Source organism: Cytobacillus spartinae, assembly GCF_042865285.1.
In the GTDB taxonomy this organism is placed as follows: Bacteria; Bacillota; Bacilli; order Bacillales; family Cytobacillaceae; genus Robertmurraya_A; species Robertmurraya_A spartinae.
On record NZ_JBIACK010000007.1, the window covers coordinates 25424 to 39416 of the forward strand.

Annotated in this window: 8 protein-coding genes; 4 read left to right on the top strand and 4 right to left on the bottom strand. The window is 38.4% G+C overall.

Annotation, left to right across the window (positions count from 1 at the left end):
• Positions 1–936, bottom strand: coding sequence for an ABC transporter permease (locus ACFYKX_RS14430; protein WP_389361763.1), 936 nt, complete (start codon positions 934–936; stop codon positions 1–3).
• A gap of 258 nt (positions 937–1194) precedes the next feature.
• Entirely contained in the window at positions 1195–2862 is a 1668-nt protein-coding gene (locus ACFYKX_RS14435; RefSeq protein WP_389361764.1) for a peptide ABC transporter substrate-binding protein, read from the bottom strand.
• 249 nt (positions 2863–3111) lie between these two features.
• Here ACFYKX_RS14435 and pepV point away from each other — a divergent pair, with 249 nt between their 5' ends.
• Positions 3112–4509 (top strand): dipeptidase PepV, encoded by a 1398-nt coding sequence (gene pepV / locus ACFYKX_RS14440; protein WP_389361765.1) that lies wholly within the window; start codon positions 3112–3114, stop codon positions 4507–4509.
• 279 nt (positions 4510–4788) lie between these two features.
• Here pepV and ACFYKX_RS14445 read toward each other — a convergent pair whose 3' ends face one another.
• Positions 4789–4935 carry a hypothetical protein gene (locus tag ACFYKX_RS14445; RefSeq protein WP_389361766.1) on the bottom strand — a complete coding sequence of 49 codons (147 nt, stop codon included), beginning with the start codon at positions 4933–4935 and terminating at the stop codon, positions 4789–4791.
• Between the two features lie 187 nt (positions 4936–5122).
• The gene (locus ACFYKX_RS14450) at positions 5123–7201 is read right to left on the bottom strand and encodes a sigma-54 interaction domain-containing protein (protein WP_389361767.1); all 2079 of its coding nucleotides are present in this window, start codon (positions 7199–7201) and stop codon (positions 5123–5125) included.
• 143 nt (positions 7202–7344) lie between these two features.
• Between ACFYKX_RS14450 and ACFYKX_RS14455 the strand changes: the two genes are divergently transcribed.
• The 3 genes from ACFYKX_RS14455 to ACFYKX_RS14465 all read left to right on the top strand — a co-directional run bounded on the left by ACFYKX_RS14455 (position 7345) and on the right by ACFYKX_RS14465 (position 13875).
• Positions 7345–9036, top strand: coding sequence for a glycoside hydrolase family 13 protein (locus ACFYKX_RS14455; protein WP_389361768.1), 1692 nt, complete (start codon positions 7345–7347; stop codon positions 9034–9036).
• Positions 9037–9440: 404 nt separating this feature from the next.
• Positions 9441–11060, top strand: a complete 1620-nt coding sequence (locus ACFYKX_RS14460) for an SWIM zinc finger family protein (protein ID WP_389361769.1) — start codon at positions 9441–9443, stop codon at positions 11058–11060.
• Complete coding sequence (locus ACFYKX_RS14465) at positions 11053–13875, top strand: DEAD/DEAH box helicase (RefSeq protein ID WP_389361770.1); 2823 nt, start codon at positions 11053–11055, stop codon at positions 13873–13875. Before ACFYKX_RS14460 ends, ACFYKX_RS14465 begins: the two co-directional genes overlap by 8 nt.
• Positions 13876–13993: the final 118 nt, after the last annotated feature.

The following is a 13993-nucleotide window of genomic DNA, read 5'->3' on the forward strand; positions in this document are numbered from 1 at the left end:
TCACTCCTTTGCCCCGCTAATACGAATTCTCGGATCGATCACTCCGTATAAAAGATCGACCACTAACATCGTTAATACAAAAAATGCACTGTAGAAAAGAGTTAATCCCATAATCGTTGTGTAATCATTTACTTTAATAGAATCTACGAATAAGCTACCTATACCAGGTACGCCGAAAATATTTTCAATTACTAGAGAACCTGTCAGTAAGCTTACAACGATAGGTCCTAAAATTGTTACAACTGGAATAAGCGCATTGCGGATTGCGTGCTTATAAATCACTTTAATTTGAGGTACCCCTTTTGCTCTTGCTGTTAACATGAAGTCTTGTTGTAGAACCTCAAGCATTTCGTTTCTTGTGAATCTCGCAATCAATGCGATTACCATAAGTGATAGTGCAATCGTTGGCATGATTGAGCTTGAATAGGACTCCCAGAAAGCAACCGGAAGGATTCCCCATTTTAGACCAACGTAATATTGTAAAAGTGCTGCGAATACGAAGTTCGGTACAGACACCCCTAATACGGCCACTAACATGGTCGTAAAATCCCACATGGTGTTGTGTCTAAATGCTGCAATAATCCCTAAGACAATTCCAATCGTAAATCCTAGTAAAACTGCTTGTACTCCAAGTAAGGCAGATGGCCCTATTCTACTTGAGATTAGTGTTCCAACATCTTGACCTTTAAAGTAGAACGATTCTCCAAAATCCCCTTGAACTAGGCTTTTTAGATAAAGAACGTATTGCGTAGATAACGGTTTGTCTAATCCGTACCTTGCATAGAATTCCATCCTTTGTTCTTCAGAAAGATTAGATAGCTTTTCTTCATCAAAAGGGGAACCCGGTAACTGCTTCATTAGAAAAAACGTAGCCGTTGCAATAATGAACAACGTTACGATGATATTTATAACCCTCATAAATATATATTTGGTCAAGTCTCACACCCCCGTTTTATGTGGCGTTTTTTATAGTGGCAAATAAGGTTTTTGTGCCTTATTTTATTTGCAAAGTTAGATCATTTACGTGTGCTTTTTACATATAATCGCGGTTTCCTGAGTTATTTCCGCGAATTTTTAAATATATCCGCGATTTTTTCCATTTATCCGCGAAAATCCGACTTTTTTCCGCGAAAGCCACATAAATGATTTGAAAAAGCAGGGAGAGAACCTCTTCTCTCCCTACCAATTAGACTATTATTCGATTGTAGCCCACTTTAAGTCTGGTGAAGCACCGTATGGGTGAGTCACGATTCCTTTTACGTGAGGCTTTTGTAAGTAAGATAAACCATCATAGTAAAGTGGTCCTAATACTGCATCTTCTTCTAATAGAATTTTTTCAGCTTTCATTAGGTTATCCATACGAACTTGGTCATCGCTTTCAGATTTAGCAGCGATTACTAAGTTATTAAACTCTTCATTTAACCAGTTTCCACGGAAGTGTGGGTTAGATGGGTTTTCCCAAAGCTCGATGAATGTCATTGGGTCGTTGTAGTCAGCACCCCATCTGTTAATAACCATTTGGTAGTCACCAGCACGCATCGTATCTAGACGACCACTATATGGTTGAGTAACAAGTGTTACATCTACACCTAAGTTCTTTTTAAATTCACTTTGTAGGAATGTACCAGAATCTTTAGAAATAGTGTCATCAGATGTTAAAAGTTCAATTTGTGGAACTTCTCCACCTAATTCTTCTACACCTTTAGCCCAAAGTTCTTTTGCTAATTCGATATCTTGTTTTAATTGAGCACCTTCAAGCTCTCCATATAATTTTCCATCTACTCCAGCCATGTTTTCAGGAACAAGTCCGTAAGCTGGTGCTGATCCGTTATTTAAAATAACGCTAGTTAATACAGATGGATCATAAGCTAATTGTAGTGCCTTACGAATGTTTTCATTATCGAATGGAGCTTTACCAAGGTTAAATTGGATAAAGTACGTTCTGAATTCAGTTTCTGTAGCGAAATCTTCACTATCTTTGTACGTGTTTACATCAGCAGAAGCTAGGTATACTTTATCAAGCTCTCCAGCTTCATATAAGTTAAGGGCTGTACTTGTTTCTTTAACAACCTTCATATTAACTGTTTCAATTGCAACATTATCTTTATCCCAGTATTCTGGGTTCTTTGTAAGTGTTACTCCAGCAGCTTGGTCATACTTAGAAATTACATATGGACCATTGTAAAGAATTGAATCTTGATTTAAAGCGAAGTCGTCACCTTTTTCAGTTACAAACTTCTCATTTAATGGGAAGTACGTAGCAAATGCTGTTAATCCTAAGAAGAATGGTGTTGGTTGCTCAAGGGTTACAACAAGAGTTTTGTCGTCCTTCACTTCAATTCCAACTGCTTCAGCGTCTGCTTCACCTGCAGCAAAAGCAGCTCCACCTTTAACGAAATCAGAAATAATAAATGCATAGGATCCAGAAGTATCTGGGTGCATCGCTCTTAACCAAGAATATTTGAAGTCATTGGCAGTAACAGGATCACCATTGCTCCATTTCACTCCATCTTTTAACGTGAATGTATACGTTAAACCATCTTCAGACTCTTGAACGCTTTCTGCCATTGCAGGAGTAGGTTCATTGTTTTCGTCTAAACGATATAGACCTTCCATTACGTTATTTAAGATACCAAAAGAAATAGCATCTGTTGTTTTAACCTGGTTTAAGTCAGGGATATCGTTATCCAAGCTTAAGTTCAAGACACTTTCTTTTGGAGTTTCTGTTTCTTCTGTTCCTTTTTCTCCATCATCTTTTTTCTCTGGTTCTGATGACGTGTTGCCACTGAAGTTACAGCCTGCTAAGAAAACCATTAGACTGAGTAACAGCACCGACATCATTTTTGGCCATGCTTTTCTCATTGTATTACCCCCTAATTTTTTTACTCGTAAATACTAAATGCAATTAGTGTGCCAACTTTAAATTTGTTGAAAAATTTAAATTATCACTCTATTTAGAAAATAATTGGTTAACCCATTTCTTGTAAAATTGGTTGTTTTCCATTTAATTGGTTACCCCATTTATTTTTTTAAATAGGAGTTTAATAGAATACCTTTGTTGGTATAGTACTTGCATGAATAAAGAATAGAAAGGTTTATAGGGGGGTTCGTATGAGCTGGAGAGACGCTGTTTCAAAAAATGAAGATTTATTAATAGAAGATTTAAGTAACCTATTAAAAATTAAAAGTGTAAAAGATTTATCAACGAAGGGCCCAGGGGCTCCAATGGGAGAGAATATTAAGGATGCCCTAGAGTTTATGCTAACGTTAGCCGAAAAGGATGGATTCCGTACAAAGAACATAGATGGTTATGTTGGCTATGCAGAAACGGGCCCTGAGGATGCTTCAGATTATATTGCGCTTTTGTGTCACTTAGATGTGGTTCCTGCAACCGGAGAGTGGGAAAGCGATCCTTTTACTCCAACCATTCGCGACGGGAAGCTTTTTGCGAGAGGAGCCATCGATGATAAAGGACCAACGATGGCTGCCTACTATGCTCTAAAAATCGTGAAAGAAAGCTCTTTATCATTAAAGCACCGTGTAAGAATCATTTTTGGAACCGACGAAGAAAGCGGCATGACTTGCATGAAGAGATATGTTCAGGATGAACCAGCGGCTTTAACAGGATTTGCCCCTGATGCGGAGTTCCCGATTATTCATGCTGAAAAAGGGCAGATTAATGCTATTTTAAAATTAAAAGATGACAAGGTAAAAGCGGGACCATACGAACTAGTTTCTTTTTATGCTGGTGAAAAAGGAAATATGGTGCCTGATCGAGCTGAGGCTTTCGTACGTGGAAAAGGGCTCAATAAATTAAAAGAAAAGTTCACGTACTTTAGTTTTCATGAAAATCTACAGCACTCGGTGGAAGAAAAAGAAGATGGGTATCTCTTCACTTTGTTCGGCAGGTCAGCACACGGGATGGAACCTCATAAAGGAGTAAACGCTGGGACGAAGCTAGCAAAGTTTTTTAATGGGGAACTGTCTAACGGAGCATACGTAGAGCTGGTTGCTACTTGCTTAGAGGGAGATCACATTGGAAAAAGTCTAAATATCTCCTTTGAGGATGATGTTACAGGGCCATTAACGGTAAACCCTGGTATTTTCCGATATACACAAAATGAAGATGCATATGTGGCACTAAATATCCGCTGCCCTGTAGAAACTCCTTATTTAAGAACGATTGAGAAGTTAAGCGAAAAGGTTCAAGAATACGGTTTTGAGGTAGAAGAGGTCAGAGAAAAGAAGCCACATCACGTTGAAAAGGAATCTCCTGTTATCAAAGTACTGCAAAACGCCTATGAAACAGAGACAGGACTCGAACCTACTCTTCTAACAACAGGAGGAGCCACCTACGCCCGCTTCATTGAAAACGGAGTAGCATTCGGAGCTGTCTTCCCAGGGAAGGTTAATACTGCACATCAGAAGAATGAATACATTGAGTTAGGGGATCTGTTTAAGGCAACTGCTGTATATGCTAGAGCGATATATGATTTAGCAAATTTATAGGTCTCATTGTAAAGAGCAACTTCAATTTTGAAGTTGCTCTTTCATTCTTAATAAATTCATATATACTACTATAAGATGTATGCCTGAACAGGCTTCTAGCAAATATATTGGGAGAAGCCGCCGATATATCTTAAAAACTGACCGATATGTTCGAAAGAGTCGCCGATATATTTGAAAACTGACCGATATGTTTGAAAGAGTCGCCGATATATTTAAAACTGACCGATGTGTTTTCAAGAATCGCCGATATTCCCTAATTAGATAAGGAATCCTGACCTATTAAGAGTCTTGTTTATGTTTATCAACTTCTGACTCATGTACTAATATCTTAATATAAGGTGAATCTTTCTTCTGAATTTCCCAATAACCAGAGCTATATTTATATAATACTAAGTATATTTCATCCTGATAAATAACTTCTTCCAAGAGTTCTCCTCCCTGTTATAGGACATTTGACTTAATTATAAAATATTTATACAAGAATAATTTTTCCTATAAATAGTTGTTAATGATTCATTAGACTGTACATTGAACGGATTACTCTTTGTTTTATTATAAAATATAACTCTAGGAATATTTCATAATATTCGTAAAAAAAGAAAAAACATAGAAACTAAAGTCCCATGCTTTTTTCATATAGATATATAAATTTCTTACCTTTATCTGTAATCTGACTGCCTTTTCTTCCCTTTTCTATAGTAATTAGGTCGTGATTGCTTAATAGCTTTTGTCGGTATCTAAGTTGCTGATCGGATAAAAAGTATCCTTTTTGAAGGAGATGGTTGATCATGGCAGAACGGCCTGCTGATTCAATTTCCTCGCTATTTAAGTACTCAAGGATGAGTAAAGCTTCTTCAAAGAACCCTTTTTCTCTAAACTCTTCTTCTATCTCATATAAATGATCATTCTCCGGCTCATGGCTAAAATAAGAAAGCTCATTATCTAGAATTGGTAGGTCTTCTTTGTAGACCGTTTCATTACAGATGTGTGCTACATATTCAACGATATTCCGAAGCTCCCTAACATTCCCTGGCCAGTGATAGCTTTCACAAAGCTTTAATGCTTCTTTTGAAAAAACCAACGGCTCTCTACCAAGCTTCTCCTCAAATTCTTTTGAAAAAATATTGATTAATAGGGAGATATCCTGCTTCCGTTCTCTGAGCGGGAGCATTTTAAGTGGTAGGACATTAAGACGATAGTAGAGATCTTCTCGGAATGTCCCCTCTTCAATTAACTTTTTCAAATCCTTATTCGTTGCTGCGATTACGCGAACATCTAGAGGAATAAGCTTGTCCCCACCTACTCTCATAATCTGTCTCTCTTGGAGGACACGAAGTAATCGATTTTGAATAACCGGTGAAGCGTCTCCAATTTCATCTAGGAAGATACTGCCCATATGGGCTTGTTCAAACATCCCAATATGACCGTTTTTTCTAGCCCCCGTAAAGGCACCGGGTTCATAACCAAATAGCTCACTCTCCATTAAGCTTTCAGAAATGGCTGCAAAATTGACGCCAATAAATGGATTGTGATTTCTAGGTGAAGCATGATGAATCGCTTGAGCTAACACTTCCTTACCAGTACCCGTCTCACCAAGGATCAATATCGTCGAATTGCTTTTAGCAAGCCTTCCTGCTATTTTTATCATTTCAATTACTGGTAGACTTACCGTTCTGATGTCATCAAAACGGTACCGAGCATACAAGTTTCGTTGTTTTGCCTTTGAACGGTAATCGTGCTCAATTTTTCGATAATCCTCTGCTTTTCGAAAAACAATAAGCGTGGAATGAACCTGTTCGCCTATGGTGATTCTCTTTTTTCTCATATAAAAAGTTGTACCATCTATTTCAACGAAGTTTTCTTGTCCCACTTGAAGATTCCTCATCGCAGTCAAGAATGACTCCTGAATCAAATGAATGGATTCTTTTTCAAACTGGGTGGGTAGGTTTAAAATATCGGCTGCATTTTTATTACACACTTGAATTTCATCCTGGTTGTTATACACCAACACAGCTTCATCCATGTTTTGGACAATACTGTCTAGGCTTTTTTGCAATAGGCGTGATCGGAAAATTTCATCACTCAGCTCTTGTGTAATATCCACGAGAGACTGCATAAATCGTGCGGATAAATGTGTGGTTGGTGAAAAGGGTGATATACCAAAATGATTAAAAATTTCCACCAATGTAGAAATATCTATTAATCTACTGCCAATATTAATAACCCTTTTAATATGCTTTGGAACTAGTTGAGGTTCTCCTGGAGTAATCGCAATGGTGATGTCTTCTCTTGGTGTTTCCTGTGTATAGTAAGGGTAAAAGTCTAAATCAATCCCCGCGTCTTTTAAAATGCGGATACTTTCTTCTGTCGATTGCTTTAGATCACTAACTAAATATACCTTTGTCCCTTTTGGAACGTCTAGTAATTCTCTAATATTCGCGTAATTTACCGTTCTTTTACATATCAGATAAGGAGTTTTTGCCGGTAAGTACGGCTTAACCATTGAATAAACAATTTCACTTGAAACAAGGACCAAGGAGTAATCTTTCATAGATAAACGATCTAAATCATCTACAGTACGCCCGTCTATTTCAAAGAATTCTGGTAGGCCAATTTCATTCAATTGCTCTATTAACATCGTCAGCGTGTTCCTTGTATAGGAAACAATTAAAATACTGTTTAAACTAGACATACTCCTCACCTCTCTCTAAATATTCTGTTAATTAATTTTACCATATTTCGTAAAAAAATGTCGAAATGAACGAAGGGTGTAAATTCAATAAATTCATGTAAAATATAAAGGGAAGGAAATACATAGAGTTTGGAGTGCTACATATGAACAAGACATGGTGGAAAGAAAGTGTGATCTATCAAATCTATCCTCGAAGCTTTTACGATTCCAATGGGGATGGGATTGGAGATATCAAAGGGATAACCGCTAAGCTTGATTATCTGAAGGAGCTTGGGATTGATGTTATTTGGCTATCTCCCATTTTCAAGTCGCCGAATGCTGACAATGGGTACGATGTAAGTGACTACCAAGATATTATGGATGAATTCGGTACGATGGAAGATTTTGATGAGATGCTTGAGGAAGCTCACCATAGAGGGATTAAAATTATGCTGGATTTAGTCGTGAATCACTCTAGTGATGAGCATAAGTGGTTTATAGAATCTCGACAATCTAAAGACAATCCTTACCGTGATTATTATATTTGGCATCCAGGGAAGGAAAACGGTGAACCACCTTCGAATTGGGGAGCTATGTGGGGTGACAGTGCGTGGAAATATGATGAAGTTTCAGGTGAATATTACCTCCACTTATTTCATGAAAAACAACCAGATCTAAATTGGGAAAACCCTACGCTTCGTGAAGAAGTTTATAAAATGATGCGTTATTGGCTAGATAAAGGAATTGATGGGTTCCGCATGGATGTTATTAATTTTATTTCTAAGGTGCCCGGTTTCCCAGATGGTCCAATGCGTGAAGGAGAAAAATTCGGCGATGGTAGTCCATATTTCTTGAATGGACCTAGGATTCATGAATTTTTACAAGAGATGAATCGAGAAACATTTAGTAAATATGACACCATTACCGTTGGTGAGATGCCGGGAGTAAACATTGATCAAGCCAAGCTCTATACAGGTGAAGAAAGAAATGAGTTAAACATGGTGTTTCAATTTGAGCACGTCGATCTTGGAAATGGGAAGTATGGTAAATGGACTCCGGGACCATGGAAACTGACTGATTTAAAACAAATTTTAGACCGCTGGCAAGAAGGCTTAGCAACTGGTGGATGGAACAGTTTATATTGGAGCAATCATGACCAGCCTCGAGCCGTTAGCCGTTGGACTCCTGGTGCTGAAGAAAAGTACCGTGAAAAAGCAGCCAAAATGCTCGCAACTCTACTTCATAACTTACAAGGCTCCCCTTATATCTACCAAGGTGAAGAAATTGGGATGACGAATGTGTATTTTGACAGCATTGACGATTATCGTGATGTAGAAACCCTAAATGCTTATCGCGACCTTTATAAGGAAGGAAAATTAACCTACGATAAAATGATGAAAGGGATTCATGAAAGAGGCCGTGACAATTCCCGTACTCCTATTCAATGGGATGACCGTGAGCATGGTGGATTTACGACAGGCACGCCTTGGATTCAGGTTAATCCGAATTACAAAAAGATTAACGTAAAGAGTGCCTTGGAGGATAATACTTCGATTTTCTATTATTACAAGAAATTAATTCAACTCCGCAAAAAGCATGAGGTCATTGTATACGGAACATATGAAAGCGTAATGAAAGACAGCGAGGAGATCTATGCTTATATGAGAACATTAGGTGAGAACAAACTTTTAGTCATGGCGAATTTTATGGACGGAACTCCTGTGTTTACTTTGCCAAGTACTTTAGGATTTACTTCAAAAGAAGTGCTAATCTCAAATTATGAAGTTTCAGATGAAGAAGATATCTCAAGTGTTGTATTAAAGCCTTATGAAGCAAGAGTCTATTTACTGAGATAAGTTGAAGACCGCTCCCATGCGGTCTTTTTTGTAGGGTTTAATAAAAAAGTACACCCCAGAAAACCCTGAGGTGTCAAAATGGAGATTTGCGAATAGTAAACTAGTAAACAATAGGAAAGATAAGGACCATAATCCCTATAAACTTTCTAATTCCATTTAACCATATCTCACATTGTTGGAGATTGTCGATTTACGACGTTTTTAAGGGAAATATGGTTGTTTTTGTACATTATAATCAGTTGATTGAACAAAAATATAACTCTAAGCATACTTTCATTTTTTAAAAACTTACGCTCTTAAATCCTCTCCCACAAATTCCTTTCTCCCCCACTCCATATTTCCCCAAAAATTAGGTATAATGAAGAAATATAGTTTTTGTTGCGTTAGGAGGCTTTATAAAAAAAATGTCAGCCATCCCTGATAAATATGCTGAACTGATTAAGGCTGCTTCAGTAGATATAAAATCCATGCTACGACCAGAAGTAGAGGAGCATGGAAGACTTGTACAAAAAGGACTTCTTCTCTATAGACAAGGATTAGTTACAAAAATCCGGTTTGATGAAGATTCCATTCATGCTACCATTCAAGATGTTACCCTTGCTCATGTGACGTTAGACCTTAACTTTATTCAGATGAGTACTTGCTCATGTCCCGGTGAAATCATTTGCCGCCATCAGCTAGCTACTTTTTTTCATGTGTACTCTCAAGTAGGTAGTGTTTCCGAGTGGGTTGAGGAGTGGAGACAGCCCATTCAAGAGAAAAAGAATATGCAAGCTTGGGGTGTTCAAAAAGCGAAGGATTTATTAAAAGCAAGTGGTACATTGAAACCGAATTATGAACGATGGGCCCAAATGTTTGAGGAAAGTTTTGAATCTATCCTGAAAGGGCATGGGATTCCAAAACCTTATCTGGTCCCCGAACTATTCCAGGTTTTCACAAGAAAATTAAGAGCAGGTGCACCATTTGAGCAAGAATGGAAGCAACTTTACCTATTGATTGGTTCAGTTCACTCATTTCAAAAGCTACTTGAACTAAGTGAAGAATATAAACATGAGGATATCGACCGTTATTATAGGCAAATCTTTTTTTCCCTGATTGATGAAATTGAGGAGCTTGTTGATCGTTTGAGCGTTCATGCCCTCCCATTTGCTTTTGATGAGTTTATTGAAAAATTGAAAGACACCTCAACAGGGCTTTTAAAGAGCTATCGTGTGTTGGAATTTGAGCGAACTCATTTGTATATTATTTTGTGGGCTCAGCTTTTTCAGAAGAAGGCTTGGCGTGAACAGGAAAAAGAAAAGCTCAACAGCATGTATCATGATGGTGAGAAGACTTTACCTGTTTTTGTTGCGAAGTCACATCAAAACCTTTTACTGAAACTAGACTCTGATGCTCTTTCTATGATTGATATTATGAAAACAGATGCGACACCGTATATGCTTTATTGGCTTGAAATGCTCAAAGCACAAAAGGATTGGAAGCGGACGGAACCTTATATAGAATCATTTATCGGTCAGCTTAAAGGTTATTTAGCTGAGTTAAAGGACACTTACGGATGCTTTGATTTTACAAGATGGGCTCTGAGACTTGTATCCGCTTATAGTGCGGATACAAATAAGCTTGATTATTATGAAAAAGCGCTTATACAGACATTGCCATACAGCTATCGTGACTATGAGGATTTTCTTTATGATCGAAAAAGCTATGAAAAATGGGGAGAACTTCAAGCCTATATAGGAATGGGGATTAGCTCTATTCCTTCTAGTAAGATTAAGGAACTACAAAAAGAGGATCCCGCTATTTTGCTCCCTCTTTATCATCAATCCATTAAGCAGAATATAGATTTAAAGAACCGTGGAAATTATCGACAGGCTGTTAGAGAGCTTAAAAAGTTAAAAACACTCTATAAAAAACTGAAGCGATCCGATGATTTTGAGGAATTTTTAACGATTCTTTTAGAACGTACAAAGCGATTAAGGGCATTTCAAGAAGAATGCAAAAGGGGCAAGCTGATTCATGCTTAAATCGAGATTGTTAAAAGTACATATAACTCAACTAGAGAATCAACAATTTTTCATCTATGCGACTAATGAAGAGGACGAACTTCTTCCTCATACAAATTGGAAAAATCTCCTCTTCTCCCGTCATGAAGAGAGCTTTTATGGAACCCTTGTAGATGAAACTACTCATCAAGATATTCCTGGAGTCACGATTGACCCATGGCAACTAGTGACGTTATTTGCAAAGGAACAGTTTAACCGTCTCATAGAGTGGGATTGGGATGAAACGGCGAATATTTGTTTAGCATCCGCTCACTCCTTATATGAAGCCATTTCGGAAAAGGATTGGCGTCCAGACTTTAAAGCATGGGAAAATGATGAATTCCGCTGGGCATTACCAAATCGGTTAATTGAAGAGTTCGACCCTTCTTTTTGGGAGCAATCTCTCGATGGTGAAACATCCGTTAAATCCTTTGTGGACGATTGGTTTAACGCGTCCCTCCACTCTTTTTTTGAAAAAAATAAAGAATGGAAAGAAACAGTTGGGAAAAGAATTGAAGCGTTACGAAACCAAGCTCTACCACCACGGGCACTTGCTTCTTATTTTGATGAGGAGACTTGGAACGAGTGGATTGGCTTTAAAGAAAGTCCTGTTCCTTTCTCCATCGGACTTCGACTAGAAGAACCTGCTGATTTAGATGGACCTTGGGATTTAAGAATTTTTTTACGAGGAAGAAAAGAGCCTGATCTCATGGTGGATATGCAGGATGATTCCAATATGCCAAAGAGCTGGTATAATCACCTTGAATATTTGGAGAGGGAGCAAGAGCGCTGGTTAACATTATTCCCTTGGCTAAAAGGGAACAAAGGGATCTCCACCAATCTAACTGAGGATGAGGCTTGGACGTTTTTAACAGATGCTAGTGAGACCCTGCTTGCCTTAGGAGTTGAAATTCTCCTTCCATCTTGGTGGCAGGCAATGAAAAATGCGAGTCTTAAAGTAAAAGCCAAACTGAAGGGCTCTACTGCTAGCCATCGACAATCCTTTGTTGGTCTCCAGGCGATGCTAGATTATAACTGGAGATTTTCTATGAACGGCGTAGAGCTTTCAGAGGAAGAGTTTCACCAGTTGGTAGAAGAGAAACGGCGCCTTGTGTTCATTCGTGGTCGATGGATTAAGCTCGACCCTGGATTCGTACGGCATATTCAGGACTTGATGAAAAAGGCTGAAAAGGAAGGGCTACATGTTCGAGATTTAATTGAACAGGAGCTGCTTGGCAAAGCGGACGAAGATGAAGATCGATTAGAGGACCCAAGAGCGTTTGCGAAAATTCAAATTGACTTAAATCGTCAATGGAAGCAAATGATGAAGCAACTACAGGATATTAAATCCATTCCTGAAGAGCCTGTACCTAGTGACTTTCATGGTGAACTACGCCCCTATCAGAAACAGGGGATGAGCTGGCTGTTATTTTTACGAAAATTTGGTTTTGGGGCTTGTCTTGCGGATGATATGGGACTTGGAAAAACGATTCAGCTTATTTCGTATTTATTATCCGTTCGGGACCAAGAAGATGCTGGTCCGGCTCTTATTATTTGTCCAACCTCGGTGCTAGGGAATTGGCAGAAAGAGTTCGAAAAGTTTGCACCTAACTTAAATATCTATCTTCACTATGGATCTAACCGATTAAAAGAGGATATTTTCATTGAAAAGGCTTCTAAGGCTGATGTGGTGCTAACCTCATACGGGTTAACACATTTGGATCTGTCCGAGTTTGAGTCCATCACTTGGAGTTCGATTTCCATTGATGAAGCGCAGAATATTAAAAATGCGCAGACGAAACAGTCACGTGCCGTTAGAAAGCTGAAAGGGAAACATCATATTGCACTTACAGGGACACCAATGGAAAATCGCCTAACCGAGCTTTGGTCCATTTTTGATTTTACCAATCATGGATATCTCGGAAGCTTAGGACAATTTCAAAAACGTTTTGTCCTTCCGATCGAAAAAGAAGACGAAAAACATAAAATATCTGAGCTTCAATCGCTAATTCGTCCTTTCTTATTGCGCCGGACGAAAAAGGACGAGGACGTTGCTCTTAACCTCCCTGATAAGCAGGAGCAAAAAGAATATTGCCCGCTAACAGCTGAGCAAGCCTCCTTATATGAACAGCTTGTCCAAGATACATTTGCACAAATTGAAACATTAACTGGGATGGAGCGAAAGGGACTTATATTACAGCTTCTAAGTCGATTAAAGCAGCTATGTAATCACCCTGCTCTTTATCTTAAGGAAAGTAATCCAAAGAATGTTTTGGATCGCTCGGTGAAGCTAGAGAAACTGACTGAGCTGGTGGAGGCAGTTCTAGAACAAGAGGAAAGCTGTCTGATATTCACCCAATACATTGAGATGGGTGAAATGATTCGGAAGCTTTTAAAAGCTAAGTACGATGTTGAAGTACCTTTCTTAAATGGAAGTGTTCCTAAAAGTAAACGTGATGAAATGATTACTCGATTCCAAAATCGCGAGTTCCCTGTTTTCCTTCTATCCTTGAAGGCTGGAGGAACAGGACTCAACTTAACAGCTGCCAACCACGTCATCCACTATGATCGTTGGTGGAATCCAGCGGTTGAAAATCAAGCTACTGACCGGGCTTATCGAATTGGACAGAAACGATTTGTTCATGTTCACAAATTTATTAGCACCGGTACGCTTGAAGAGAAAATTGATGCGATGCTTGAAAAAAAGCAAACATTGAATGATCAAATCATCCAAAGTGATAATTGGGTAACTGAACTTTCAACAGATGAGCTTCGGGATCTTATTCTTCTTTCTTAGTACGATGGTCAATCTCTTTTATAAGGGATTGACCTTTTTCTTATAGGTGAGAGAGTAAAGCTGTCCCCATTCCCACCTACAAAAAAAGCTGCCAACAATGCGACAGCTCTGAACGTAT